This is a genomic window from Amycolatopsis sp. WAC 01416 (assembly GCF_003947485.1).
Taxonomy (GTDB): domain Bacteria; phylum Actinomycetota; class Actinomycetes; order Mycobacteriales; family Pseudonocardiaceae; genus Amycolatopsis.
Window position 1 is genome coordinate 255,544 of the sequence record NZ_QHHX01000010.1, and the last position, 26,986, is coordinate 282,529.

Below are 26,986 nucleotides of genomic sequence, written 5' to 3' on the forward strand. Positions count from 1 at the left end.
TCCCGTGACCAGCGTCCCCGAACGGGCCAAGGAAGCGTTGAAACGCCCCGGCAACAGTCTTTTCGAGCTGGGCGACCAGTTGCTGTTCTACATCCGCGCACTCGCGGCGATCCCGATGGCCGTCACCCGCTACTTCCGCGAAGTGGTGCGCCTGCTCGCCGAGGTGACCTTCGGCAGCGGGGCGCTGGCGGTGATCGGCGGCACCGTCGGCGTGATGGTCGGTCTGTGCGTGTTCACCGGGATCACGGTGGGGCTGCAGGGTTTCAGCGCGCTGAACCAGATCAACATCTCCGCGATGACCGGCTTCCTCACCGCGTACTTCAACACGCGCGAGATCGCACCGCTCTCGGCGGGGCTCGCGTTGTCCGCGACGGTCGGCGCCGGGTTCACCGCGCAGCTGGGCGCCATGCGGATCTCCGAGGAGATCGACGCGCTCGAAGTGATGGCCGTGCGCAGCATGCCGTACCTCGTCACCACCCGGATCGTGGCCGGGTTCATCGCGATCATCCCGCTCTACGTGATCGGCCTGCTGATCTCGTACCTCGGTTCGCGGGTGACCACGGTCGTCTTCTTCGGACAGTCCGGCGGAACCTACGACCACTACTTCTCCCTGTTCCTACCGCCTGAAGACGTCCTGTGGTCGTTCGTCAAGGTCCTCGTGTTCAGCGTCGGCGTCATCCTCACGCACTGCTTCTACGGCTATCGCGCCGCGGGCGGCCCGGCGGGCGTCGGGGTCGCGGTCGGCCGCGCGGTGCGGACGTCGATCGTGCTGATCAGCGTGCTCGACCTGTTCCTCAGCCTGGCGATCTGGGGCGCCACCACGACGGTGAAGGTCTCCGGATGAGCGCGCGGGCACGGACACAGGCGGCCGGGGTGATCTTCCTCGTCATCCTGGTGCTGCTCGGCTGGCTCTCCGTGGCCATCTTCAACAAGGACTTCGACCGTGCGGAACTGGTCACGCTCAAGACCGACCGGGTCGGCAACCAGCTGGCCCCGCCCGCCGAGGTCAAGGTCCGAGGGGTCCCGTTCGGCGAGGTCAGGGCGGTACGGGGCAGTGCGGACGGCGCGGAGATCGACCTCGCGATCGACCCGGCGAAGATCGATCAGCTGCCGCGCAACGTCTCGGCCCGGTTGCTGCCGAAGACGGTCTTCGGTGAGCGTTACGTCAATCTCGTGCTCCCGGACCGGCCGGAAGGAGGCTCGCTGCAAGATGGCGATGTCATCGGCCAGGACCGGTCTTCCAACGCGATCGAACTGGAACGCGTCCTCGGCGATCTGCTGCCGCTGCTGCGGGCGGTGCAGCCGCAGAAGCTGAACAGTTCACTCGGCGCGATCTCGCTCGCCCTCGACAATCGCGGGAAATCCTTGGGGGACAGCATTGTCCAGCTCAACGACCTGCTCGGCCAGGTGAACCCGCTGATGCCGCGGTTCAAGGCCGACATCAGCGGCCTCGCCGACGTGGCGGACCTGTACACCGGGGCGGCGCCGGACATCCTCAAGGCCCTTTCTGATCTCTCGACGACGGCGAAGACCATTGTGGACACTCGTGCGGACCTGGACAAGCTGTACAGCAGCGTCACCACCGCCAGCGGCGACATGAACAAGTTCCTGGTGCAGAACAAGGACAACATCATCGGCGTCAGCGTGAAGAGCAGGCCGACCCTGGAGCTGCTTTCCCGTTACTCACCCGAGTTCCCCTGCCTGTTCGACGCGGTGAACCGGCTCAAACCGATGATGGAGAAGGCCTTGGGCAAGGGCACCGGCGAGCCGGGGCTGCACGTGACGCTGTCCGTCCACGACCCGCGCGACAAATACGTGCCCGGCCGGGACGATCCGCGGTTCGACCAGAAGGGCGGCCCGCGGTGCTACGGCGGCGGCGGGACTTCGGCGGCGGTGGCCTTCGCCGCCGATGGGGACCTCGGCCCGGCCAATTCGAAGGGGGAGCGGGGGCTGGTCGCCGAGCTGCTGGCGCCGTCGCTCGGGATGAAGCCGGCCGAGGTCCCGGATTGGAGCAGCGTGCTTGTGGGCCCGACCTTGCGCGGTACGGAGGTGACCGTCCGATGAGGGGTGTCGCGGGGCCTGCGATCAAAGGCCTGATCTTCTTCGTGATCACCGTGGTGGCGACCGGGATCCTGGCCATCACCATCGCCAACTCCGGAGTCGGCACGACGGTCGGTTACACCGCCAGATTCACCGACGCCACGTCGGTCAACCCCGGCGACGAGGTCCGCATGTCCGGTGTCCGCATCGGCCAGGTGGATTCGGTCGGGGTGGTCGAACGGCGGCTGGCGGACGTGCGGTTCTCGATCGAGAACAAGCGACGGCTCACGTCGGGTGCCACGGTCACCATCAGGTACCGCAACCTCGTCGGCCAGCGGTATCTCTCGATCGATCCCGGCCAGGACGGACCGGCGGCACTGGACGAGGGCGCGCTGATCCCGCCGGAACGGACACATCCGGCATTGGACCTCACCGCGTTGTTCAACGGGTTCAAACCGCTGTTCCAGGCGCTGTCGCCGAACGACGTCAACCAGCTGTCGTTCGAGATCGTCCAGGTGCTGCAGGGCGAGGGGAGCACCGTCGACAGCCTGCTCGAACACACCGCGTCGCTCACGAGCACCTTGGCGGGCAAGGACGAGCTGATCGGCCAGGTGGTCGGGAACCTCAACACGGTGCTCGGCACGCTGAACTCCCAAGGCGATCAGTTCGACAAACTCGTCGACGTCACCGCGCAGCTGGTCTCCGGGCTCGCCGGTGACGCGAAGCCGATCGGGCAGGCGATCGGCGGGCTCGGCGAGCTCACCACCGCCACCGCGGGCCTGCTCCAGGACGGCCGCGCGCCGCTGAAGGCCAGCATCGACACGCTCGGGGACCTGTCGAAGAACCTCGCCGACAACACTCCCGTGTTCGAGCAGTTCCTGACGAATCTGCCGAAGAAGCTGGACCGCATCGGCGCGATGGTCTCGTACGGCTCGTGGTTCAACTTCTACCTGTGCTCGGTCAAATCGGACGCGCCACCCGCCCCGGGCGGCCCACCGGTCGGTATCCCGTCGACCCAGGGACGGTGCCGGTGAAAGCGCCGAGGATCAAACCCTTCCGCGGCCGTAACCCGATCGTCGTCGGCACCGTCACGGCGGCGCTGATGGCCGCGGCGGGCTCGGCCGTCTTCTTCTCCGACGACCTCCCGCTGGTCGGCGGCGGCACCACGTACGCGGCCGAATTCACCGAAGCCGCCGGGCTCAAACGCAACGACGAGGTCCGGGTCGCCGGGGTGAAGGTCGGCGAGGTGTCCGACGTCCTGCTGGACGGCGGTCGCGTCAAGGTCCTGTTCCGCGTCAAGGACACCTGGATCGGCAACCGCACCACCGCCGCGATCAAGATCAAGACGTTGCTGGGGCAGAAGAACCTGGTCCTAGACCCGGTCGGCAACGGGGAACTCGATCCGGACGAGCCGATCCCGGTGCAGCGCACCAGTTCGCCCTACGACGTCACCACGGTGTTCAACGACCTCGCCAACACGGTCGGCGCGATCGACACCGATCAGCTGGCGAAGGCGTTCGGGACGATGTCGGAAACGCTCGGCGCCTCCACACCGCAGGAGGTCCGGACGGCCTTCGACGGCATCACCGCGCTGTCCAAGACGCTCGCGTCGCGCGACGAGGAGCTGGTGAAGCTGTTCCAGAACACGAACAAGGTGTCCCAGACCCTCGGCGAGCGGTCACAGCAGATCGAGGCGCTGATCCGCGACGGCAACACGCTGCTCACGGAGCTGAACGCGCGCAAGGACGCCATCGCGAAACTGTTCAGCGGCGTGAAGAACCTGTCGGTGCAGCTCAAGGGGCTGGTGGCGGACAACCAGAAGACGCTCGGCCCCGCGCTGGACCAGCTCGATCGCGTGGCCACCGTGCTGCAACGCAACCAGGACAAGCTCACCGAGAGTCTGCGGCTGGCCGGCCCCTTCTACCGGTTGCTCGGCAACGCGGTCGGCAATGGCCGCTGGATCGACACCTACATCTGCGGGCTCGTCCCGACCGGTGGCACACCGGGCAGCTGCATGCCGTCAAGGAAGGGGGGACGCTGATGGGGCGCCACTTCACGCTGGCCGATCTCGGCGGACAGGCCCGGCGACGGTCCTGGGTGCGGCGGCTCGCGCTCGCCGTCGTCGTGGGACTGCTCGTCACGGCGGCCTGGCCGCTGCTGACCCGGCAGGCCGACCGCGTCGTGACCGGGTTCTTCACCGCGACCGTCGGGGTGTACCCGAACACCGAGGTGCGCGTGCTCGGGGTCCCGATCGGGTCGGTGACCAAGGTCGAGCCGCGGGGTACGAACGTCGAGGTGACCATGACGGTCCGGCCGGACGTCAAACTGCCCGCCGACGTCGGCGCCGTCGTGATCACGCCGAGTCTGGTCGCCGACCGGTACGTGCAGCTCACGCCGGTGTACGTGGGCGGACCGGAACTGGGCGGCGACGCCCGGATCCCGCCGGAGCGCACCGTGACCCCGGTCGAGGTCGACGAACTCCTGGGCAGCCTCAACCAGCTGATGACCGCGCTGGGGCCGAAGGGCGCCAACCGGGACGGCGCGGTGAGCGACGTCCTGACGAAGGCCGCGGCGTACCTCGACGGCAACGGCGGCAAACTCGGCGAGGCGATCAAGAACCTCGGCGAATTCGCCCGTACGGCGAGCGATTCGAAGGACGACCTGTTCACCACCGTCGACAACATCAGCAAGTTCACCGCGATGCTCGCTTCGAACGACGGCCAGGTGAAGCAGGCGATCCAGCAGATCTCCTCGATCAGCAAGATCCTGGCCGATCAGCGGGACCAGTTCTCCGGCGCGATGACCGAACTCACCGAGGCGCTCGGCGTCGTGCAGGGCTTCATCAAGGACAACCGCGGGAAGGTGAAGTCCGATGTGGACAAACTCGCCGAGATCACCAAGGTGCTCAGCCAGCAGAAGGCCTCGCTGAGCGAGGCGCTCGACGCGGCGCCGAACGCGCTGGCGAACGTCCTCGGTGCGTACAACCAGGGCGCCGGAACACTGGACGGCCGAGGGAACCTCACCGAATTCTCGGGGGCGAAATGAAAACCCGGCTCGCTGCCGTCCTGATCGTTGTCCTGGCCGCCACCGGGTGCAGCGGCGGTGTCGACGTCTACGACATCCCGCTGCCGGGCGGTGCCGCGCTGGGCGAGCGGCCGATCCACGTCACGGCCAGCTTCAGCAACGTGCTGGATCTCGTGCCGCAGTCCGGGGTGAAGATCAACGACGTCCCGGTCGGCCAGGTGCGGACCGTCGAACTGGCGCCGGACGGCCGCAGCGCGATCGTCGGGTTGCTGCTCAACGGAGACGTGAACCTGCCTGCCAACGCCGTCGCCCGGCTGCGGCAGGCGAGCATCCTCGGCGAGAAGTTCGTCGAGCTCGCACCGCCGGACGACGGCACCCCGAGCGGGCGGTTGGCCGACGGCGCCGTGATCCCGCTGGCGCGTTCGTCGCTGACCCCGGAGATCGAGGAGGTCTTCGGCGCGCTTTCCCTGCTGCTCAATGGTGGAGGCGTCGCGCAGGTGCAGAACATCACCCGCGAACTCAACGACGCGCTCGGCGGCAAGGAAAGCGCGGCCCGCAGCCTCCTGTCCAATTTGGACAAGTTCGTGCGCGGGCTCGACGAACACAAGGCCGAGATCACTCGCGCCATCGAAAGCGTCAACAAACTCGCGGTGACACTGAACGCGAACACCGAGGAGATCAAGGCGACCCTGAACGGGCTCACGCCCGGGATCGAGGTGCTGAACCAGCAGCGTCAGGCACTGGTCGGGATGCTGAAGTCGCTGGACGGGCTCACTTCGGTCGCGGTCGAGACGGTGAACCGCAGCAAGGACGACCTCGTCGCGGATCTGAAGGCACTCGAACCGCTGCTGCGGAAACTGGCCGACTCGGGGGACAAGCTGCCGAAGGCGATGGAGATGATCTTCACCTTCCCGTTCCCCGACGCCGCGCTCGAGGCCATCCGCGGTGACTACCTGAACACCTTCCTGACCTTCAAGAACAGTGGTGGCCGCTGATGCTGACCAGATTCGTCCGCGCCCAGCTGGTGGTCTTCGTGGTCATCGCGGTCCTCGGTGTCGCGTATGTCGGCGCGACGTACGCGGGGCTGGACAAACTGGTGCTGGACCGCGGGTACACCGTCAAGGTGCGGCTCGCCACCGGCGGCGGGATCTTCGGCAACGCCGAGGTCACCTATCGGGGCGTGCCGATCGGCCGGGTCGGCGAACTGCGGCTGACCGCCTCCGGGATGGAGGTCGATCTGGAAATCGATCCGGGCGCCCCGGAAGTGCCGGCGGACACCGAAGCCGTCGTCGCGAACCGGTCCGCCGTCGGGGAGCAGTACGTCGACTTGCGGCCTCGGCGTGGCGACGGCGCGATGCTGCAGGACGGTTCGGTGATCAGCGAGGCGGATACGAAGATCCCGCTGCCGGTGGACGTCGTGCTGTCCAGTGTGGACTCTTTCGCCAACTCGGTGCCGAAACCGGCCCTGCGGACCGTGGTCGACGAGCTGTACAACGCGACGTCCGACGCGGGCCCGGCACTGGACCAGCTCGTCGGGCGGGGCATCGAGTTCGTGCGGGAAGCGAGCGCGCACGTCGGGCCGCTGACCAGGTTCGTGACCGATGCGCAGACCGTGCTCGACACACAGATGTCGCAGGCGGACGCGATCCGCTCGTTCGGCGCCAACGCGAAACTGCTCGCCGCGACGCTGAAGAGCTCCGACGGCGATCTGCGCCGGCTGATCCCGGCCGTCCCGGCGGCCGCGAACGAGGTCAGCGCGCTCCTGCGGGAGACCGGGCCGAGCCTCGGCATCCTGCTGGCGAACCTGCTGACCACCGCGGACGTACTGGAAACGCGACAGGACGGCCTCGAACAGCTGCTGGTCACCGCACCGAAAGCGGTCGCCGCGGGGCACGCGATCATGGGGCCGGACGGCGCGCGCGTCGGCCTCTCGCTGACGTTCTTCGATCCGCCGCCGTGTGTCACCGGTTACGGAACCGGCTACCGCGACGGACTCGACACGTCGCCGCGCCCGTTGAACACCGCGGCGCGCTGTGCCCTGCCCAAGGGCAACCCGACGAACGTGCGCGGTTCGCAGAACGTGCCGGGAAGGTGAAGGCCATGACTCGAATCGCCGCACTCCTCGCAGCGGTCGCGACGGCGCTGGCGGCCTGGTTCGGCCACTCCTGGTGGGACGCGAGCCGGGACGACGGCGTCGCACGGGCCACGGTCCGCGAGGAGGCCTTGCAGGTGGGCAGGCAGGCGGTCACCGCACTGACCACTTTGGACTACCGGCAGGCGGAGCAGGGCTACCAGAATTGGCTGAACCTGTCCGGCGGCGCGCTGCACGAAGAGCTGGCGCGGGACAGGGAAGGCGGACTCGGCCGGATCGACCAGGCGAAGACCGTGACCACCGGCCGGGTCGTCGACGCCGCGGTGACCGAAGTGGACAGTGGCGGCGGGGCCGCCGAGGTGATCGCCTCGGTCGAACTCGAAGTCCGGCCCGAAGGCGGGGAAGCCGTCACCAAGCACAACCGGTTCCGCGCCGGCCTGAACCGCACGCCGGACGGGTGGCGCGTCACGTCGCTCGGCCAGGTGCCGGTGACCGACACCGGAAAGCCCTGACGGAGGACGGGATGACCACGAAACGAGCCGTCAAACCGGCGCGGCGCACCGTGAAGGTGGCCGGGAAAATGGGTGGGAGCACCCGGGTTCTCGATGCTCCCTTCGAAGCCACCGACGAGGTCGTGGAGGCCGACTCCGCCGATCCGGGAGCCGAGCACGCCGACGAGGTCGTCGAGCCGGTGCGACGTCGCCGTCTCCCGCCGGTGTTCGGCGCGGTCGCGCTGGTGATGGCGGGCCTCGCGGGGTGGTTCGCCATCGAAGCGCGGGACACCACGGCGGTACTGGCGCACAACACCGCGCTGACCGACGTCGCCACCACCGCGGAGGTCGGCGACCAGATCGGCAAGGCGCTCGGCACGGTGTTCTCCTACCGCTACGACGACCCCGCCAAGAGTGAACAAGCCGCGAAAGAGGTCCTCACCGGGCCGGCGCTTGGACAGTACGACCAACTGTTCGCGCAGGTCAGGGGACTGGCGGCGGAGCAGAAACTGGTCGTGACCTCGACTCCGGTTGTCTCGGGGGTCAAGGTCCTCGACGGCGACCGGGCGTCGCTGCTGGTGTTCCTGGACCAGACCGGCGTGCGCGGGGACGGGCAACGCAGTACGGGTGCGGCTCAGCTGAGCGTCACCGCCGAACGCTCCGACGGTAGGTGGCGGGTGACCGCTCTGGCCGCCGCTTAGCGCTTCCGCAATTAGTCACCTACTTGCGTGGTGCTGTCGTTCCGTGAAGGCCCCCTTCCCCCGGCTCAGCCGAGGGAAGGGGGCCTTCACGCGCTACGGGATCAGGAGGGCGCCGCCCGCAGCGCCAGGATCATCTCGAACCGCCGCTCAGGGTCCCGCAGCCCGTCGGCGAACAGCGTCTCGAGTTCCTGAGCGCGGGACCGCACCGTCTGCGGGTGCACCGCGAGCCGTTCCGCCACCTCGCGGACGTTCCCGCAGGTCTCCAGCCACGCCAGCAGCGTCCCGGCCAGCCGCGAATGCTGCTTGCCGGTCAATCCGGTCAGCGGCCCGAGCCGTTCCCGGACCAGCTCCGCGGCCAGGAACGGTTCCTTGAGCAGCCACAGGCGCGAAAGATGGTCGACGCACCACGTCACGGGTTCGTCGAGGAGCGCGCCGGAGTCGACGAGCCGCAGGGCTTCTCGCGCGGCTCGCAAGGAGCGCGCCGCGAAAGCGGGTGGGACGGCGGGGCCGACCGCGGCGCGCCTGCCCGCCAGTTCTTCGGCGAATCGCTCCCGATCGTCCGGTTCCGGCGCGGGGAGCAGCAGGCAGGGGGAGGTGGTCTCGAAGTCGGCCAGCGCGGTCGACGCGATCGCCGGGGTTTCGTCCGGCGACTGCTCCAGCGCGACGGCGACGAGCAGCTCGGGGAGTTGCCAGCGGGCGAGGTCGGCGGCGTGTTTGATGACGTCGGGCGGCGACGGCGGTTCGGCGAGCAGGAGTTCCATCAGCCGGTGCCGACGGCGTTCGAGTGCGCCGGCGGCCTTTTCCCGCGCCTCCGCGTGGCCCTCGACGGACAGCGCCGACAGCTCGTCGATATAGGCGAAGATGGCTTCCGCGAGCAGGCACAGCGTCGCGGAAGGCACCCCCGCGCGGCGGCCGGCTTCGGCGACGCGGCGCCAGGTCACCCTGGCGCCGACGCGGTACGCCGCTTGGAGGACGTCGACGTTGCGGCCCTGCTGGAACTCCTGGACACCCAGGCTCAGGAACACGCTCCGGCGGTCTTCCGACGGCGCCTCCGGGTTCCCGATCCGTTCCACGAACTGCAGGAACGCCATCTGGACGCCGGTCTTGAGCGCCTTCCCGAAAGCGCCGTCCAGTGGCCGCGCGTAGTCGGGGATGGTCCGCTGGATCTCGCGGACCACTTCCCCGGCCACGTCGGCAAGCACCGGCCGGAACACGGTCGCCAGCTCTCTCGGCAGCAGCGCCCAGAGCTGGACGGGGCGCCCGCTCGACCCGCCCGGCCGAGCGGGCGTGAGGAGCGGGCCGTACGTCGCCTCGACCCCGCTGCGGGCATCCTGCGGTCGGGTCACCTCGTCACCTCGTTGTGAGTGGGAAACGCTGATCTGTCAGTCCTGGGCGAGCAAGGCCTCCGCGCGCAGCGCGATCTCCATGTCGAGCCGGTCGTCGGCGTTGTTCAACCGGTCGCCGAAGAGATCGATGAGCTGGTGCATGCGGTAGCGGACGGTCTGCGGGTGGACCTTGAGTTTCTTCGCGATCTCCGGAGCGCTGCCCCGGGACTGGAGCCAGATCAGCAACGTCTCCCCGAGCCGCGCCCGTTGTTTGGGTGTGAGGTCGTCGAACGGGGCGAGGCTGCGCGTGCACAGCTCACGGACCAGGAACTCGTCGGCGAGCAGCCACAGGGTGGACAGGTGATCGCTGTACCTCGTGACCGGGTTGTCCGGCAGGATCCCGCGCTGGACCAGCCGCAGCGTGCGGCGAGCCCACAGCAGGGACCGCGGCGCTTCGGTGAGCCGCACGGCAGGGCCGATCACCGCGCGCCAGCCGGGGAGCCGTTCGGCGAGATCCTTCAGGTGCTTTTCGGGGTCGCCCGTGACCAGGCAGGGCTTGGGACCCTCGAAATCGACGAGGACGTCGGCGTCGAGGTCGGCGCTGTCGGGGTCCAGTGGGCCGAGCCGCCGCTCCAGTGCGACGACGGTGATCTCGGTGGGCAGCGCCCACTGGGCGTTGGCGGCGTGGGACGCGATCGACTGCGGTGAGGACGGCGGATCGGAGAGCATCAGTTCGAGCAGCCTTCGCCTGCGTCTCGCCCTGGTGCCCGCGGCCCGTTCCTGCGCGGCCGTGTAGCCCTCGATCGAAAGTGCGGAAATCTCGTCCACGTAAGCGAAAATCGCTTCGGCCGCGGTGCACAGGAGATCGGCGTCCGCTCCGATCGACTGCCCGAATTCCGAAACGTGCCGCCAGGCGACGCGACCGCCGACGCGGTAGGCCGTCTGGAGACAATCGAGACTACGGCCTTCGTTGAACTCGACCTTGCCGAGGTTGCGGAACACCGCCGACCATTTGTCGAGCGCCGTCGTCCCCTGACCGATGGTATCGAGGCAGTGCAGAATCGCCTGCCGGATACCCTGCGTGATGATCTGTCCGAACGCGCCTTCCAGGGGCTGCGCGTATTCGGGGACGGCTCGTTGCACCTCCTGAAGGATGGCTCGTGCCAAGGGGTCGGCCCGCGGCCGGAACCGCTCGCCCAGGTCTCTGGGCAGTGACGCCCACAGTCCATTCGCACCGGTGCTGCGCACAGGTCGGTTCTCCACTGGGGTTCTCGGTGCCGGCGTGAAGGCGCGCGGTCGTTGGACCGGACCCGGTGGCTGGCGGTGCGGGGTGGCGGGGTGACGCACGTCGGGGTCTGGCCGTGCGGTCCGCAGATCGTTCCGCGACAACCCGGTATCCAAGTCGGTCATGTTTTTATCCTTGCTAGCAACAAAATCAGCCTCTTCAACGGTGAAGCCGATCCAGATTTTGTGGCTCACGCAACATAAAATCCGGCCGAGAGGACTGTCAACGGCTGGCGGGACCTTGATCGGCCACCTGGATGGACTACACCCGAACGGGTGGTCCATTCCGGCGGTGAGTGACATTTAGGCAGGCCTGAGATGGCGTCCGGATGACAACTTTTCCGGGGCGTTTTCGAGCTCTTCCGCCGCCTCGCTGGCGCGGATGAGCACCTCGACGACTTCGTCCAGGGTCAACCGGGCGGGCGCGGTCTCGGTGAGGAAGCGTTCGAGCTCGCCGCCGAACCGGGCCGGGTCGGCCACATGTGGAAAGTGTTTCGCATTTTCGAACACCGTCAAGCGGCTGTCCGGCAGCACTTCGGCCGTCTTACGGCCGTGCGTGACCGGGATGAGCGGATCGTGCGCGCCCCAGACGACGAGAGTGGGCACTTCGCGGGCGAGGTAGAGCTTGTCGATCGCGCTCGCGCGCTGACCGCGGAGGTCGATCAGGCTGCGCGCGATGAACAGGAACGCCCGCCGCCTGCCAGGGTCGGCCAGTGACGCAAGGTGACGGGTCAGCTCGCGGGTTTCGGCGGAGAACTTCCCGCCGAGTGAGCGGCCTGCCGCCGCGAGTCCGCGCGCGATCGCGACGGTGAGCGGGTTGACCGCGAGGGTGAGTGTCGCGTTGGCGCCCGGCAGCGCCGTCGCGCGCAGCACCGGGGTCACCTGCGGGCCGAGTCCGGCACTGCCCACGAGCACCAGTCGGGCGCACATCTCCGGGAACTGGTAGGCGAACTGCATCGCGATCCCGCCGCCGAGGGAATGCCCGACGATGGTCGCGTGCCGGTTCCGGGTGAGCGCGAGGACGTCACGGACCACGCTGGCCATCGCGCCGAGGCCGTAATCGGCCCGAGGGGCGGCGGAATCGCCGTGGCCGGGGAGGTCGGGGACGAGGACGCGGCGCCCGAACCCGGTCCGCTCGAAATGGTCGAGCAACGGCGCCCAGGTCTCTCCGCTGCCCGAGATCCCGTGCAGCAGTACGAGCGGCTCGCCCGCGGCGTCCTTTGTGGACGGAAGGTATTCCCGCAGCCGGATTTCCCGCCCGTGCAGGGTCAGTGTGCGCGCTTCGAGGGCCATGTCCCGCCTTTCGGTTGTCAGGCGTCAAAATAACGTGAAGAAAGCCGGTCCGTCAGCGTGTCGCGGGATACGTCCGGCATTTGCGACCGGGGTGACAAGAATGCCGGGGCGGACCCCGAGACGGATGCCAAAACCGGGACCGCCGGGCAATCGCGCATCGACATTCTCCCACCGTCCCGGTATTCAGGAAAGCGTCGGTAAACACCCGTCACCACGGGGAGAGAAAGCGATGGCCTGCCGAGCGGACTTCCACGTCGATCAGCCGAGGGCGAAGCGTGCCCGCCGCGGCCTCCGCTGGGTGCTCCCCACCGTGCCGCCACCGGAACGGCGGGTCCGGCGCGTCAGTTCCCTGGCGGCGCTTCGTCGCGGCGGTGGGCGCGCATAAGCCGCTGGGCGCGCAGTGCCAGCTGCATGTTCAGCCGGTCGTCGGCGTCCCTGAGCCGGTCGCCGAACAGCTCCTCCAACTGCCGGAGACGGTTGCGCACGGTCTGCGGGTGCACGCCGAGCCGTCGCGCGATCTCCGGTGCCCCGCCGCGGGTTTCCAGCCAGGCAAGCAGGGTCTCGCTGAGCCGCTCCTGCTGTTTCTTGCTCAGCGAGGTGAACGGGTCGAGACTCTGTTTGGCGAGTTCGGCGCCGAGGAAGTCCTCGGCGAGCAACCACAGCGTGGCGAGGTGGTCCCGGCACCAGATGACCGGGCCGGGCGCGTCTTCGCTGTTCAGCAGCAGGGCACGGCGGGCGGTGCGGAGCGCGGCCGGGGCGTCGGCGAGCGGGACGACGGGGGACACCGCCGCGCGCCAGCCGTCCAGCGCGTCCTTCAGTGGCGCGAGGTCGGCGTCGGGATCCGCGGTGAGCAGGTACGGCTCGGCGGTGTCGAGGTCCGCCAGCACGGTGTCGTCCAGCAGGTGGCCGGGGAAGGCGGGCGCGCCGGGAGCGCGCTGGAGCGCGACCATGGCGGCCGCCCCCGGCACCCGCCAGCCGGCGCCGTCGGCCAGGCTGGCGATACTGCACGCGGACCCTTCCGGCGCCTGCGCGATCAGTTCGAGCAGACGGCGGCGCCGGAGCGGGATCGCGCCCGCCGCACTGGCCTCCGCCTCCTGGTAGCCCTCGATCGTCGTGGCGCACAGTTCGTCGACGTAGACGAAGACGGACTCGGCCGCGAGCGCGATGACGTCGAGGCCGACGCCGAGTCCGCGCACGATGGGCCGCATCGCCCGCCACGCCGCCCGTGCGCCGACCGTCACGCTGTCGTGCAACGGTTCCAGGCTCCGGCCCTCGGTGAACTCGATCCGCCCGCGCATGCGGTAGAAGTCGATCCAGCGGTCGTGGGGCACGTCCGGATCGCCGATGCAGTCGACGTAATGCCGCACCGCGCGATCGCACGAGACGACCAGGACGCGGCCGAAGACGCCGCGCAGCGGTTGTGAATACGCGGGGACGGACCGCTGTACCTGGTTGACCATGGCCGCCGCGGCGTGCCCGGTATACGGACGCAGTTCTTCGCCGAGCGAACGTGGCAACGTCGCCAGCATGTCGAAACCGCGGTACTGGACCACCGAGACCACCTTTGATTTTCTTCGAACCGAGGACGGGAAACGTGAATCCCTTTGCGCAACCGCGTCGGATCGACGGGAACGGGTGCCGCAGTGTTTCTACTGGATCGGCCGAGCGCGTGTACCGCGAATGTGACGTTGAATGGGCAACGAAAGTCGCCGATGTGCCGGCTTTTGACACGGATGTGGCGACGGTTCTACGCTCCGTGCATTCGAGTGCGCCGGTGGCGCGCGGACGAAAGGGAATTGGTGCCCGGAATCGTCGGCCTACTTCACTACGGGGGATCGCACACGTGAGCTGGCAGCCCGTCGGCGCGTTGTGGGCCCGCCTGCCGAGGGAACTCGGTGACGCCGTCCGCCCGCGAATCCCGTCGATCGCCCGGCACTGCGTCGAAGGCGTGGCGTCCGAGATCGGTGAATGCGCCGAAGTGTTCAGCGACAGCGAGGCGCGTGCCGCCGCCATCGAGCTGACCAGGCGCGGTATCGAACGCGCCATCGATCGGATCGGCGTTCCCGAACTGCTGCAGAACGACCTGCTGGCGGATTTCCGTGCGCAGGGCAGGATCGCCTTCCATCAAGGGCTCAGCAGGGAGGCCGCACAGGCGGCGTTCAGGGTCTCGAGCCGGGTGCTGTGGCGGTCGATCGCCTCGGCCGGCCGCCGGCTCCAGCTGCCGGGCGACGTTCTCTACGGCGCGGCGGAGTGCCTGTTCGGCGACGTCGTCGAGGTGACGATGGCTCTGACCGACGGGTACAACGCCGCCCGGGCCGAGGCGACGGGCCCCGCGGAGCAACGGGCCCGGCTGTTCCGGCTGCTGACCGCCGGTGCCGGGTACACCCGGGCCGACGTCGGCGCGCTCGCCGTCGCGATCGGCTGGCGGATCCCGGACCGGATCACCGCGGTCGTCTTCACCGCGGAGCCCGGCGCGCCCGCGTTCCCCTCCGGTCTGCTGCCGTCGGCGATTCCCGTGGACCTTGTCTCCGACGCGCCCGGCGCGCTCGTCGCCTGCCCGGAAGCCGACCTCGGCGGCCTGCGGGAACTGCCTTCCGGCTGGTCGGCGACGGTCGGGGTGTCCGTCCCGACGGCGCAGGCCGCCGAATCGTTCCGGATCGCGCGCCGCGCGTCCGAACTGGCCCAGCGGGGGATGATCACCGCGGTCGGTCCGGTGCTGTGGTGCGAGGAGCACATCACCACGCTGCTGCTGCTCGCCGACGAGTTCCTGCTCGACAGGCTGGCCGTCGAGGCGCTGGAGCCGCTGTCGGGGCTGGCGCCGCGTCAGCACGACGAGTTGTCGGCGACCCTGCTCACGCAGGTGCAGACGCGGGGGAGCGCGCCCGAGATCGCCCGGCAGCTCGCCGTTCACCCGCAGACGGTGCGGGCCCGGCTGCGGCGGCTCACGGAGTTGTTCGGCGAACGGCTGGACGATCCGGATCAGCGGCTGCGGATCGAGCTGGCGCTGCGCGCCGAACGACTGCGGCCCGCCGAAGCCTGACGGGCGCCGGCGACGGGGAACACCCAGCGACGATAACCCCACCAGCGGAACGCCGAACCCGCCGCGGTGCCGAGCAGCATGCCGCTGACGAAGTCCGCGATCTCCTGTGCGAGGAAGCCGACCTCGGGGACCTCGAGCCGCAGGACATAGCGCGAGATCAGCGGCGGGCACAGGTTGATCGTCACGGCGATGGCGTTGACCGCGAAGAACAACGCCGCCTCGGCGAACCGGCGCCTGCCGCCGCGGGTGTGGAACGACCAGCGCCGGGAGAGCAGATACGCGAACGCCGTCGCCATGACGGTGGCGATGGCCAGCGCCGTGACCGGTTTCTCTTGCAGGACGGTGAGTTTCAGCCCGTAATTGACGCCGAGCGTGAGGCCGAACGCGGCGAGGCCGACGGTGGCGAACCGGAGCAGCTCACGCCGCTTCCCGGCCCGCGCACCGACGGCCGCGCCGTCCACAAAGGACGAAGGCGCGGTTCTGAGCACCGCGGGCTCAGCAGTTCGACGTCGCCGGAGCGCCCGCGACCCGGTCCTTGAGGAAGGCGAGCACGTCGGCGTTGCCGGTGTAGACCGCCGTGATGTGGTCGGTGTCGAAGGTCTTCCAGGTCGTCTTGACCCCGGCGGTGCAGTAGGTCTTGTGCAACGCGTCGGCCTGGGCGAACTGCACGAGCTGGTCCTGGGTGGCGTGGTAGAGGAGCACCGGGACCTTGGGCGGTGTGCCGCCGAGCTTGTTCTCGTTGAGCCGCTTCACCCATTCCGGCCGCACGTAGCCGGCGCTGGTCGTGTAGTCCGCGATCTTCTGGTTCGCGTAGGTGGTGAGCAGTTCGAACGTGCAAGCGCTCTTCTGCATCTCCGCCAGCTTCACACGGCCGTTGTCGCTGAGGAACGAGTCCAGCTTCAGCTCGGGATAAGCGTTGTCCAGGCCGATCAGGGCGTAGGCGAAGACGCCGAAGCCTGCCTTCCCGTCGAGTTGCAAGGTGACCTGCACGAGGTCGGCGGGCACACCGCCGGCGGCGACGCCGACGAGGTTCATCTCCGGCGCGTAGGCCGGTTGCAGTTCACCGGCCCAGACCGCCGCGCCGCCGCCCTGCGAGTACCCGCGGAAGAGCACCTTGGCGTCGGTGGACAGTTTCGCCTCCGGCAGGCGTTGCGCGGCCCGGACCGCGTCGATCACCGCCGGGCCCTCCGAACGCCCGACCACATAGGTCGTCTTCGGATCCTGGCGGTAGCCCTCGTAGTCGGTGAGCGCCACGGCGTACCCGGCGTCGAGCGCGTCGTCGAGGCCCGACTGCTCGTAGAACGCGCCGATGTCGATCATCTTCGACGGCGTGCAGTCGAACGCCGGACCGTGCGTACCGGCGGCGAACGAGACGATCGGCGCCTTCGCCGGGTCGACGTTCTTCGGCACCAGCACGGTCCCGGTCACCGCGTCCGGCCGCCCGAGGGCGTCCGTCGACAGGTACATGACCTGCCAAGCGTTGACGGAATCCTTACGCGGACCGGCCTTCGAGACCCGCGAGCGGATGATGTCGCCCGGTTTGCCCGCCGGGAGCGGGGACGGCGGGGTGTAGAACGAATCGTCGGACGCCGCCGTGACGGCGGAGTTCGCCGGGCTCCCGCTCAGCACGGTCAGCAGACCGGCGGACAGGACGATCGCCAGCGCGGCGGCGAGTATCCGGCGGGACGGGCGGGGGAACGGGGTCGGCACGGCCGGGCCTCCAGAACGGGTGGGCAGGTTGAGGTGCGGAAGAGCGGGGAGCGTCGAGTTCGAGGCCTCACTCAGGCGTTGCCGCCGTAGACCTGGCGGCAGGTCGTGGACTCGGCGAACGCGAGATCCAGTTCCGGGTTGGCGCGCAGGTGCTTGATCGGGCCTTCGGGCTCACTCAACCCGCTCATCGTGGTGTCGGCGTCGGCGACCACCTTCTGCAGGCTCGCCTGGTCGGTGACCTTCGCGTCCTGCATCTTCACCAGGGTCGCGGACACCTTCGACTTGGTCTCGTCGAGGGTGGTGGTGGCCTTGTCCACAGCGGACTGTCCATCCGGGACCGGCGGTACCCCGGCGTTGCGGATCCCGCCCGCCATGTCGTCCAGCGCCACGGTGAGCGAGTTCAGGAAGCCCACCATGGCGGTCTTCGCACCTTGGGGGTTGTTGGGGTCGAACGCGGGCGGCTGGGTCAGCTTCGCCGAGCCCGTCGCGACTCCGGAGCACACCTTGTCCGCCCAGGCGAGTGCGGCCGGGTCGGCGTGCCTGCCGGTGTCGGCGGGCTCGTCGGACCCGCAGGCGCTCAGAAGGACCGCCGAGGCGGTCAAGGAGACGGCGGCGAACGCGATTCGCGCTGCCGTGCGGCGCATTCTTTTCATGATTTCCCCGTCGAATTCGGCGAAAGAGGGCCGGCCGTGGCACGAGGAGCGGGATTCCGCGGTGGTCGGCGGTGACCGGCTTGCTGAAACGCGAGGTTACTCACGAAAGATTCCGGCAGGCAAGGCGGCGACGGCCGGGAAAGGGCGATTGGCACGCGTGAGATAGTTTCCCGCAGTGCGATTGTCACCCTCATCAGCGGTTTCGCATGGGGCGTGAGGTGGCTCTGCGCTGGGAAAACCCATGTGCCGCTACTAGGAACCGGCCGGACACACCGTGCCAGGGTGACAATTTACCGGCGGCGCGTCAACTTTTCCGGGGAACCACTTGATAGCGGGACTGCCGCGTCGTTAGTTTACTGTTCGGTTGCGATCCGTCAGACATCGTCGCTACCCGGAGAATTCTCTCGGGCCGATATTCATTGCTCTGGGGAATTGTACGCCGTTTCGTATCATCGTTGATACCACGGAAGGACGATCGTGAGTCACCGTAGAGGAACCAAGAAGGCGGTCGCCGCCGCCGCTGCCGGCGCCGTGGGGCTTGCCACCGCGGTACTCGTGGTCGGGGCACAGTCCAGTGTCGCCGATCCGATCTCGCTGCCCCTCAACTACCACTGCGACCTGCCTCTCGTGGGGTCACAGTCGCTGAAGGTGGTGATCAACACCGATCTTCCGCTGTCGGTCAAGACCGGTCAGCCGACCGGCACGTTCGACATCAAGGCCGTCTCCACGATCAACGCGGATACGGTCAGCGGGCTCAACCTGATCGGTGCGACCACGCTGGAAGGACAGGCCATCGCGGCGGCGACCGTGGCGGCACCGGGGCTCAACCTCCCGGTCAGCGTCCCGAACGACATCGCCAAGCAGAACATCCCCACCTCGGGCGAGATGACGGTCAACGCGGCGGGCAAGACGCCTTCGCTGACCTTCAACCAGCCCGGCGAGGCGAAGATCACCGTGGGCGACCTGCGGCTGAAGGTCACCCCGCGCAAGGCCGACGGTTCGGTCACCGGCATCACGCCGGACGGCACGATCGACGCGCCGTGCACGCAGGATCCCGGTCAGAACAACACTCTGGCCACGATCAAGATCGGTGACGGCGGTGGCGGCACGACCACGCCCACCACCCCGACCACGCCCACCACCACCCCCACGACGCCGACCACGCCGACGACCCCGCCCACTACCACCACCACGCCCGGTGGCGGCGGGATCAAGTACGCGTTCGGCATCAAGGGACAGACCGCGCTGAAGTCGCTCGGCAGCACCGCGGTGATCAACGGTGGCTTCGACGCGGACGTGGACCTCGCGTCGAAGACGTTCACCGGTGACCTGAAGCTCGACCCGACGTCGACCCAGTTCAAGCTGTTCGGGTTCGTCGACGGACGTTCGGAGGTCAAGGTCGAGCAGGTCGGCAAGCAGTCCGGTGAGCTCGTCGGCACCGGGTTCAAGGCGCACATCAAGTTCAACGTGTTCCTGCCGAGCGTGCAGGTCTTCGGGATCCCCCTCAGCAGTGACCCGAAGTGCGGCACGGTCAGCCCGTCCACCAGCGAGATGACCACCGGTCCGGACTTCGACCTGCTCAAGGGCGGGAAGCTCTCCGGTACCTACTCGCTGTCGGCCCTGCAGAACTGCGGTTCGTTCAACGACATGATCAGCATGTTCGCCAAGAGCGACGGCAACACGCTCGATCTGAACCTCACCAAGAAGTAAGTCAGGCAGCCGGTCCCCGTCGCGTTCCGTGACGGGGACCGGTGCCGTTTCCGTGCCGTCCAGGAAGGCGACCATGCCCCTTCGCATCAACGTCCGGATGCTCCTCGCGGCGGGCCTCATCGTCCTGCTCACCGCCGGCAGCCTGCTGTTCGTCGCGGTCCGGAGCGCGGCGGCGGGCACGCCCGTGGCCAAGAACCTGTCGTTCACCTGCCCGTTCCCGCTGATCGGGCTGCAGAAGCTCGACGTGAACATCAAGGCCGACTTCGAGGTCCCGACGGCGCCCGGCGGCACACTCACCACCTCCGGGCTGACCATCACCGTGACCGTGCCGGACAAGGCCGCTCGCGGGCTGAACCTGGTCGGCGCCGCCACCATCGAGGGCACCGCGGCCGCGGGCGTGACACTGGTCAACGGTGACGCGAATCCGCTCCCGGTGCGCCTCCCGCTGAACGTCGCCAAGACCGACCTCCCGCCGTCCGGCACATTCAGCACGGTGGCGACGGGTTCCGTGCCCACGATCACGCTGGCGAAACCGGGCAAGACCACCCTGACCATCGGCGACTTCACCACCCGCCTCACCCCGAAGAAGGCCGACGGCTCGTTCACCGGCATCGGTTCGTTCACTTCGGACTGCGCGCTCGACCCCGGCCAGGACCCGGTGCTGCTCTCGTTCGAACTCGGCGACAAGCCCGCCGGCCATCGATACACGGTCGCCGGCAAGACCGGACTCAAAGCACTCGGCACCGCCGCGCCGCTGGCCGGCTCGTTCGACCTGAGCCCCACCGCGGCCACGGTGTTCAGCGGCGGCCCGGTGTTCGACAAGGCGCACGCCGACTTCCGGCTCTTCGGCTTCCTGCCGGGCTCGGCGGATCTGGAGTTCGTCGCCGACGGACCGCAGGGCGGCGATCTCGCCGGGACCGGTTTCGTCGCACGGCCCCGCTTCACCACCGTCCTGCCGCTCGTCACGCTCGTCGGCATGCCGGTCAGCAGCGGGCCGGGCTGCCGGACGTCGACCCCGTCGACGGCGGAACTGCGCACCGGTGACGGCTTCACCATGGCGGCAGGCGGCACGCTGACCGGAACCTATTCGCTGGCGCCCCTGACCGGCTGCGGCGCGTTCACCTCGTACGTGAGCTCGCTCGTCCAGGGCGACGGCAACACCTTCGACCTCACACTGACCCCGCGATAGTCACGCACCTGCGCTCGCGTGAAGTACATGAAGGACCCCTTCCTGTACCTAGGCGCAAGGAAGGGGTCTTTCATGTACCGAGGAAGTGCCCTTCACACACAGAGGTTCGTGTGATTGGACGGACGACACGTGTGTCGTCCGTCCAGACACGCGAAACCGCCGCCAGCGCTCCGGCACCCGAACACTCACGACCGGCTCTCCCCGGCACCTGTTCCCACCACCACCGCAGTAGTCGGGCCGACGGCGGGTCCGGTTCCCGGCGGCGGTAATCTGCCTCGCGACACCACCGGACACCTGTTCCGCCACCAAGGAACCATTGGTGAACCCGGGAGTGCCACGAAATGACGATTTCCGCGCCGGAGGCCGCCGTCCGCACGGTGGAACTGACCGTATCGGGGATGACCTGCGCCGCTTGTTCGGCGCGGGTCGAACGCACGCTGAACAAACTGGACGGGGTGCGCGCGTCGGTGAACTACGCGACCGAGCGCGCCACCGTGCAGGTGCCCGAATCGCTGGCCGACGAAGTGCTCATCGAGCGGGTCCGCAAATCCGGTTACACGGCCGAGGTCCGCGGGGAAGAGGATCCGGACAGCGGCTTCGCCCGGGTCCGGGATCTCCGTCGGCGGCTGGTGGTCGCCGCGTTGCTGGCGATCCCGTTGGGGAACCTGTCGATCACGCTCGCCCTGGTGCCGAGGCTGCGGTTCCCCGGCTGGGAACTGCTGTGCCTCGCGCTGGCCGTTCCGGTGGTGTTCTGGTCCGCACTGCCGTTCCACCGCGCCACGTTGCGGAACCTTCGCCATCGTTCGTCCAGTATGGACACCCTGGTTTCGCTGGGTGTGCTCTCGTCGTTCGCGTGGTCGGCGTGGTCCGCCTTCGCGGGCGGCTCCGAACCCGGGTACTGGATCGGCTTCGGCCCGACGGCGGCCGGCGCCGACGCGATCTACCTCGACGTCGCCGCCGGGGTGACCACCTTCCTGCTGGCGGGCCGGTACTTCGAAAGCCGGTCCCGGCGAAGTGCCGCCGGGCTCCTGGCGGCACTGGACGCCTTGGCCGCCAAGGACGTCCGGGTGCTGCGGGACGGAGCGGAGCGGATGGTGCCGATCGGCGAACTGGCCGTCGGCGAGCTGTTCGTGGTCAAGCCGGGGGAGTCGATCGCCGCCGACGGCGTCGTCCACGGCGGACTGTCCACTGTGGATGTCAGCGCGGTGACCGGTGAGCCGGTGCCCGCGGAGGTCGGTGAAGGAGACCGGGTCATCGGCGCTTCGGTGAACCGGGACGGCAGGCTGGTCGTCCGCGCGACCGCGGTCGGCACGCACACCCAGCTCGCCCAGATGACCGCGCTGGCCGAACGCGCGCAGGCCCGCAAGGCGGCGGTGCAACGCCTGGTCGACCGGATCTGCGCGGTGTTCGTCCCCGCCGTGCTCGGCGTGGCGGTGGTGACGCTCGCGGTCTGGCTGCTCGGCGGGGCGCCCGTCCGCGAAGGTTTCGCGGCCGCCGTCGCCGTCCTCATCATCGCTTGCCCGTGCGCGCTCGGGCTGGCGACACCGACGGCGCTCATGGCCGGGGTCGGCCGCGGCGCCCAGCTGGGCATCCTCATCAAGGGACCCGACGCGCTCGAGGCGAGCCGCACGGTGGACACCGTCGTGCTGGACAAGACCGGCACCGTCACCACCGGGAAGATGACCGTCACCGCGTGCCGCCCCGCCGACGGGTTCACCAACGGCGAGCTACTGCGGTTCGCCGGAGCCGTGGAGTCCGGTTCGGAGCACGCCATCGCGGCGGCCGTGGTGACCGCGGCGAGGGCTGAGCTGCCGGACCTGCCCCGTGTCGAACGTTTCGGCGCCCTGCCGGGGCTCGGTGCGAAGGGCGAGGTCGAGGGGCACGAGGTCCTCGTCGGCAACGCGCGGCTGTTCGCCGATCGGGGGATCACCGTCCCCGGCGACTTCACAACGGCGGACGGCGCCACGGCGATCCTCGTCGCCGTGGACGGCAGGGTCGCCGGACAGCTGGCGATCCGGGACGTCGTGAAGCCGTCGGCGCGGGCCGCCGTCGACGCCTTGCACGCGCTCGGCCTGCGGACGGTGCTCCTGACCGGCGACAACGAAGCCGCCGCCCGCGTGGTCGCGGACGAGATCGGCGTCTCCGACGTGCGCGCCGGCGTGCTGCCCGCGGAGAAGGCCGCCGTCATCGAAGAACTGCGGGCCGGGGGAGCGCGGGTCGCGATGGTCGGCGACGGGATCAACGACGGTCCAGCGCTGGCCACCGCGGATCTCGGCATGGCGATGGCACAGGGCAGTGACATCGCGTTGCGCTCGGCCGACATGGTGCTGGTCCGCGAAGACCTGCGCGTGGTCCCCGACGCCATCCGGCTCGCCGACCGGACCCTGCGGATCATCCGGGGGAACCTGGTCTGGGCGTTCGGCTACAACGTCGCCGCGATCCCGCTGGCCGCGCTGGGCCTGCTGAACCCGCTGATCGCCGGTGCCGCGATGTCGCTGTCCTCCGTGCTCGTCGTGTCCAACAGCCTCCGGCTCAAGGACTTCGGCCGCGCGGACCGACGCGCTGCGTGACACTTCCGGGTGGTTTTGTACCATCGCCCCGGACAAGGGGGCCTTCGTGAAGCCGTTGAACACCGGCGAACCCACCGGCGTGGGGCGCTACCGGGTGTTCGCCGCGCTCGGTGAGGGCGGGATGGGCCGGGTGCTGCTCGGGATCTCCTCCGACGGGCGACTGGTCGCGATCAAGCAGGTCCACCCGGGTTTCGCGCACGACCCCGGCTTCCGCGAGCGGTTCCGCCGGGAGGTCGAAACCTCCAGTCTGGTGTCCGGCGCGTACACCGCCCCGGTCATGGATGCCGATCCGCACGCGCCGACACCGTGGCTGGCCTCGGTGTTCGTCCCGGGACCGGCCCTTTCCGACGCGGTCTCCGCGGGTGGGCCGCTGCCGCCGATGGCGGTCCGGCACCTCGCCGCGGGGCTCGCGCTGGCGCTGGGCGACATCCACCGCGCCGGGCTGATCCACCGGGACCTGAAGCCGAGCAACGTCATCCTCGCCGGTGACGGCCCCCGGGTGATCGACTTCGGGATCGCCCGCGCGGTCGAAGGCGACTCCGAACTCACGCACACCGGCGCCGTCATCGGTTCGCCCGGGTTCATGTCGCCTGAGCAGGCCGAGGGCAAGCCGCTGACCGCGGCGAGCGACATGTTCTCGTTCGGCGCGCTGCTGGTGCTGGCCGCGACCGGGAAGAGCCCCTTCACCGGGACGTCCACTCCGCACACTCTGTACAACGTCGTGCACGTCCAGCCCGATCTGCGATATCTGGCGCCGGAGCTGCGGCAGATCGTCGAGCCGTGCCTCGCGAAGAACCCGGCGGACCGGCCGTCCCCGGCCTGGGTGCTGGAGCGGCTCGGCCCGATCCCGCCGGTGACCAGCCCGTGGCCGCCGGTGGTGTCGCACCTCATCGAGACACAGCAGGCCGAGGTCCGGCGGCTGCTGAACCCGCCTCCGCCGAAGCGATCCCGGCGCGGCCTGTACGCCGGACTGGCCGCGGCCGCCGTGGTGCTGCTGGCCGGTGGCACCGTCGCGGCGGTCTCGCTGTCCGGGGAAGACCCGCCTCCGGCCGCCATCGCGCCGAGTTCCTCGCCGCAGCCGGACGAACCGGTCGCCACCCCGGTCAACCAGGATCCGCTCGGCCCGGACAACCTGCGCCGGGTCGACCTGTGCAAGGTGCTCGCGGGCCGGGACGTGCCGGGGTTCGGCAAGCTGAGCACGGAGATGGACATTCATTTCGACTCGTGCACGTACTCCTCGCCCACGGGGAAGTGGCTGGACCTGGAGATCGGCGGCGATCTGGTCGAAGGCGTGGCGGGCGGTGAGCTCGAAGGGCTTCCGCTGCGCATCAAGGGCTCCGACGACGCGTGCGCGGTCGCCGTCCCGGTCGCCGGCCTGCCGAACACCAAACTCGGCGTCGACGTCAACTCGATGTCCACAAAGGACGAGGCGTGTTCGGTGGTGAAGGCCGCGCTCTCCGACGCGGTCAAGCGGATCCGTGCCGGAGGCCACGAGCGCGCGCTTCCGGCGGGCACCCTGGCTCCACTGGACCCGTGCGCGCTGCTCGGACCGGCGACCACGGACCGGCTGATCGGCCCGGTCGTCGAAACGATCCGCGAACATCTGCACCAATGCCGGTACGACACGACGGGCAGTGTCCGGCTGAGCTTCGTGCGGGCGTACCCGCCGGCCCAATCGAAGGACTCGTACTACACGGAGACCGCCACCCTGGATCTCGGCGGTGCCAAGGTGTACCTGGCGAGAAGGGACGACGGCGCCGCCCGCTCGACCTGTTCGCTGACCTGGCAGCATCGGTCCGTCAGCGACCGCGACGGGGAGAACGTCGAGCTGACCGTCGGGACCAGCGGTGCCGAGAAGACCGCCGAGCAATCCTGCGAGAAGGCGAAGGCCTTCGCCGGGGCGTTGTTGCCGAAACTTCCGAAACCCTAGGGCTGACCAGTGAAACCGTTGAACCCCGGGGAACCCCGGCAGATCGGCCCGTACCGGATCATCGCCGAGATCGGCGAAGGCGGTATGGGGCGCGTCGTGCTCGGCCTTGCCCCGGACGGCAGGCTCGTCGCGGTCAAGCAGCTGCACGCCCAGTTCGCGCACGATCCCCGCTTCCGTGAACGGTTCCGGCGTGAGGTCGCCACGTCGCGGCTGGTCTCCGGCGCCTACACCGCCGCCGTCATGGACGCCGACGCGGAAGCGGAAACCCCTTGGCTCGCCTCGGTCTTCGTCACCGGCCCGTCGTTGAAGGAGGCCGTGGACGCCGCCGGACCGCTGCCCGCCGAGTCGCTCCGGGTGCTGGCGTCCGGACTCGCCGCGGCGTTGACGGAGATCCACCGTGCCGGGCTGATCCACCGGGATCTCAAGCCCAGCAACATTATCCTGACGAGTGACGGACCCAGGGTGATCGACTTCGGCATCGCGCGGGTGGCGGAGGAGGCGCAGGAGCTCACCGGGACGGGCGCGATCATCGGGTCGCCCGCGTTCATGTCGCCGGAACAGGCGGGCAGCGGGCAGGTCACCGGCGCGAGCGACGTGTTCTCCCTCGGCGCGATCCTGATCATGGCGTCGACCGGACGCGGCCCGTTCACCGGCCCGACCGCTCCTCAGACGCTGTATAACGTCGTTCACGGCGCGGCGGATTTCAGCGCGGTTCCGGACGAGATCCGGCGGCTCGCCGAACCCTGCCTTGCCAAGGATCCGGCGCGACGGCCGACACCGGAACAGATCCTGGACTTCCTCGGCCCGGTCCCGCCCGGCGCGGCGCCATGGCCGCCCGCCGTGCACGCCCGGATCCAGCGGCAGGACGCCGAGGTGCGCTCGGTGCTGGCGCTGCCGTTGCCGTTCTTGCGGCCGACGCCGAAGAAGATGGCACCGAAGACGAAGAAGATCCTGTTCGGCGCGCTCGCCGCGGCCGTCCTGCTCCTGATGTCGGCGATGGTCGCGCTCGGTCTCACCATCGCCGACCACGCCAAGCCGGAGAACCCCGGAACGACTTCGCTGTCGGCGACCGACGCACTCGGCCCGGAACGACTGCGGCTCGTGGACCCGTGCAAGGTGCTCGCCGGCCGGTTCGTACAGGAGTTCGGCACGCTGAAACCGGACACGCATCTGACCCACCCGGCCCGCTGCAAGTACACCGGTCTCAACGGCGTCACCTTCGAGCTGCGGCTCGGCGAGGGCGTGACCGCCGGCAGCCTCGAACGGACCGACCGCACCGTCGAGGGACTTCCGTTGCTGCGCAGCACGATCAGCGGCGGATGCGACTCGGTCGCGCAGCTGCCGGCGGACCGGCGGCTCGGTGTCGTCGTCTCCCATCTCGGCCGGGACGGCGATCGCTGCAAGGGCGCCGACGACATGCTCACGGCCGCCATCACCCGGCTGCGCACCCACGAGGCCGACCGTGGCGGCGACCCGGCGAGCATCCTGCCGCTCGACCCGTGCGCGGCCGCCGATCCCGCGGTGCTCGGTAAGAACATGGCAGGCGCGAAGGCGGCTCCGCGGACCTTGCGGATCTGCGAGTGGGAGGGCGGAGGGGACACGCTGACCGTCGAGTTCCAGCGGGGTTCGTACGCGCCCGAAGGTTCGCCGGTGGACCTCGGCGGCGGAGTCACCGGCGACATCCGGGAGTTCGGCGGCTCGAACTGCGCCGTGACGTGGCAGCACCGTCCGCTGCCGGACCGCGAGGCCGAACACGTCGCCGTCCGGCTGCTCGCGCGCGAGGGCGGAAGCCCCTGTGACCGGGCGAAGGAGATCGCGGTCTCGGTCGCCTCCAAGCTGCCGAAACCCTGAGCCGACCGGGTGCCGATCGAGAAGGGGAACCCCTGTGCGCGCCCGGAAACGGGTCCGCTAAGCTAGCTTCAGTACGAACAACT

General features: G+C 69.3%; 22 protein-coding genes. 15 read left to right on the forward strand and 7 right to left on the reverse strand.

Going from position 1 to position 26,986, the window contains the following annotated elements; translation table 11 throughout:
• Positions 1–4 precede the first annotated feature (4 nt).
• From DL990_RS32180 to DL990_RS32220, 9 genes are read left to right on the forward strand one after another with little or no spacing between them, the layout of a single operon-like run.
• Positions 5–844, forward strand: coding sequence for an ABC transporter permease (locus DL990_RS32180; protein WP_125787047.1), 840 nt, complete (start codon positions 5–7; stop codon positions 842–844).
• Positions 841–2,064, forward strand: coding sequence for an MCE family protein (locus DL990_RS32185; protein ID WP_125800931.1), 1,224 nt, complete (start codon positions 841–843; stop codon positions 2,062–2,064). The genes DL990_RS32180 and DL990_RS32185 overlap by 4 nt, the downstream gene beginning before the upstream one ends.
• Positions 2,061–3,074 (forward strand): MCE family protein, encoded by a 1,014-nt coding sequence (locus tag DL990_RS32190; RefSeq protein ID WP_125800932.1) that lies wholly within the window; start codon positions 2,061–2,063, stop codon positions 3,072–3,074. The genes DL990_RS32185 and DL990_RS32190 overlap by 4 nt, the downstream gene beginning before the upstream one ends.
• Complete coding sequence (locus tag DL990_RS32195; RefSeq protein ID WP_233598991.1) at positions 3,071–4,081, forward strand: MCE family protein; 1,011 nt, start codon at positions 3,071–3,073, stop codon at positions 4,079–4,081. The genes DL990_RS32190 and DL990_RS32195 overlap by 4 nt, the downstream gene beginning before the upstream one ends.
• Positions 4,081–5,085 (forward strand): MCE family protein, encoded by a 1,005-nt coding sequence (locus tag DL990_RS32200; RefSeq protein WP_125787050.1) that lies wholly within the window; start codon positions 4,081–4,083, stop codon positions 5,083–5,085. The genes DL990_RS32195 and DL990_RS32200 overlap by 1 nt, the downstream gene beginning before the upstream one ends.
• Entirely contained in the window at positions 5,082–6,059 is a 978-nt protein-coding gene (locus DL990_RS32205) for an MCE family protein (protein WP_125787051.1), read from the forward strand. Before DL990_RS32200 ends, DL990_RS32205 begins: the two co-directional genes overlap by 4 nt.
• Positions 6,059–7,159, forward strand: a complete 1,101-nt coding sequence (locus DL990_RS32210) for an MCE family protein (RefSeq protein ID WP_125800933.1) — start codon at positions 6,059–6,061, stop codon at positions 7,157–7,159. Before DL990_RS32205 ends, DL990_RS32210 begins: the two co-directional genes overlap by 1 nt.
• 5 nt (positions 7,160–7,164) lie before the next feature.
• Entirely contained in the window at positions 7,165–7,668 is a 504-nt protein-coding gene (locus tag DL990_RS32215) for a hypothetical protein (RefSeq protein WP_125800934.1), read from the forward strand.
• An 11-nt stretch (positions 7,669–7,679) separates the two neighbouring features.
• A complete protein-coding gene (locus DL990_RS32220; RefSeq protein WP_125800935.1) occupies positions 7,680–8,348 on the forward strand; it encodes a hypothetical protein in 669 nt (222 codons plus the stop codon).
• A 101-nt stretch (positions 8,349–8,449) separates the two neighbouring features.
• Here DL990_RS32220 and DL990_RS32225 read toward each other — a convergent pair whose 3' ends face one another.
• The 4 genes from DL990_RS32225 to DL990_RS32240 form a co-directional block, all read right to left on the reverse strand.
• On the reverse strand, positions 8,450–9,694 hold the full coding sequence (locus DL990_RS32225) for a CdaR family transcriptional regulator (protein ID WP_125787055.1): 1,245 nt from the start codon (positions 9,692–9,694) through the stop codon (positions 8,450–8,452).
• A gap of 36 nt (positions 9,695–9,730) precedes the next feature.
• Positions 9,731–10,921 (reverse strand): helix-turn-helix domain-containing protein, encoded by a 1,191-nt coding sequence (locus DL990_RS32230; RefSeq protein WP_199746689.1) that lies wholly within the window; start codon positions 10,919–10,921, stop codon positions 9,731–9,733.
• A 339-nt stretch (positions 10,922–11,260) separates the two neighbouring features.
• Positions 11,261–12,250, reverse strand: coding sequence for an alpha/beta fold hydrolase (locus DL990_RS32235; RefSeq protein WP_125800936.1), 990 nt, complete (start codon positions 12,248–12,250; stop codon positions 11,261–11,263).
• A gap of 341 nt (positions 12,251–12,591) precedes the next feature.
• Complete coding sequence (locus tag DL990_RS32240) at positions 12,592–13,812, reverse strand: helix-turn-helix domain-containing protein (protein WP_125800937.1); 1,221 nt, start codon at positions 13,810–13,812, stop codon at positions 12,592–12,594.
• 281 nt (positions 13,813–14,093) lie between these two features.
• On the opposite strand from DL990_RS32240, the gene DL990_RS32245 reads away from it, so the two are divergent.
• Positions 14,094–15,290 (forward strand): helix-turn-helix domain-containing protein, encoded by a 1,197-nt coding sequence (locus DL990_RS32245; RefSeq protein WP_125800938.1) that lies wholly within the window; start codon positions 14,094–14,096, stop codon positions 15,288–15,290.
• Here the strand turns inward: DL990_RS32245 and DL990_RS32250 are convergent.
• The 3 genes from DL990_RS32250 to DL990_RS32260 all read right to left on the reverse strand — a co-directional run bounded on the left by DL990_RS32250 (position 15,230) and on the right by DL990_RS32260 (position 17,644).
• Complete coding sequence (locus DL990_RS32250; protein WP_233598992.1) at positions 15,230–15,778, reverse strand: GtrA family protein; 549 nt, start codon at positions 15,776–15,778, stop codon at positions 15,230–15,232. The genes DL990_RS32245 and DL990_RS32250 overlap by 61 nt on opposite strands.
• A 7-nt stretch (positions 15,779–15,785) precedes the next feature.
• Positions 15,786–17,000: a lipase family protein gene (locus DL990_RS32255; RefSeq protein ID WP_125787060.1), complete on the reverse strand. Its 1,215-nt coding sequence runs from the start codon at positions 16,998–17,000 to the stop codon at positions 15,786–15,788.
• Positions 17,001–17,071: 71 nt separating this feature from the next.
• Positions 17,072–17,644 carry a hypothetical protein gene (locus DL990_RS32260; RefSeq protein ID WP_125787061.1) on the reverse strand — a complete coding sequence of 191 codons (573 nt, stop codon included), beginning with the start codon at positions 17,642–17,644 and terminating at the stop codon, positions 17,072–17,074.
• Between the two features lie 486 nt (positions 17,645–18,130).
• On the opposite strand from DL990_RS32260, the gene DL990_RS32265 reads away from it, so the two are divergent.
• The 5 genes from DL990_RS32265 (at position 18,131) to DL990_RS32285 (ending at position 26,903) form a co-directional block, all read left to right on the forward strand.
• Positions 18,131–19,363 (forward strand): DUF6801 domain-containing protein, encoded by a 1,233-nt coding sequence (locus DL990_RS32265; protein WP_125800939.1) that lies wholly within the window; start codon positions 18,131–18,133, stop codon positions 19,361–19,363.
• A gap of 73 nt (positions 19,364–19,436) precedes the next feature.
• On the forward strand, positions 19,437–20,552 hold the full coding sequence (locus DL990_RS32270) for a DUF6801 domain-containing protein (RefSeq protein ID WP_125800940.1): 1,116 nt from the start codon (positions 19,437–19,439) through the stop codon (positions 20,550–20,552).
• Between the two features lie 341 nt (positions 20,553–20,893).
• On the forward strand, positions 20,894–23,122 hold the full coding sequence (locus DL990_RS32275; protein WP_125800941.1) for a cation-translocating P-type ATPase: 2,229 nt from the start codon (positions 20,894–20,896) through the stop codon (positions 23,120–23,122).
• 46 nt (positions 23,123–23,168) lie between these two features.
• Positions 23,169–25,052 carry a serine/threonine-protein kinase gene (locus tag DL990_RS32280; protein WP_125800942.1) on the forward strand — a complete coding sequence of 628 codons (1,884 nt, stop codon included), beginning with the start codon at positions 23,169–23,171 and terminating at the stop codon, positions 25,050–25,052.
• 9 nt (positions 25,053–25,061) lie between these two features.
• Positions 25,062–26,903, forward strand: coding sequence for a serine/threonine-protein kinase (locus DL990_RS32285; protein WP_125800943.1), 1,842 nt, complete (start codon positions 25,062–25,064; stop codon positions 26,901–26,903).
• The last annotated feature ends 83 nt before the right edge of the window (positions 26,904–26,986 follow it).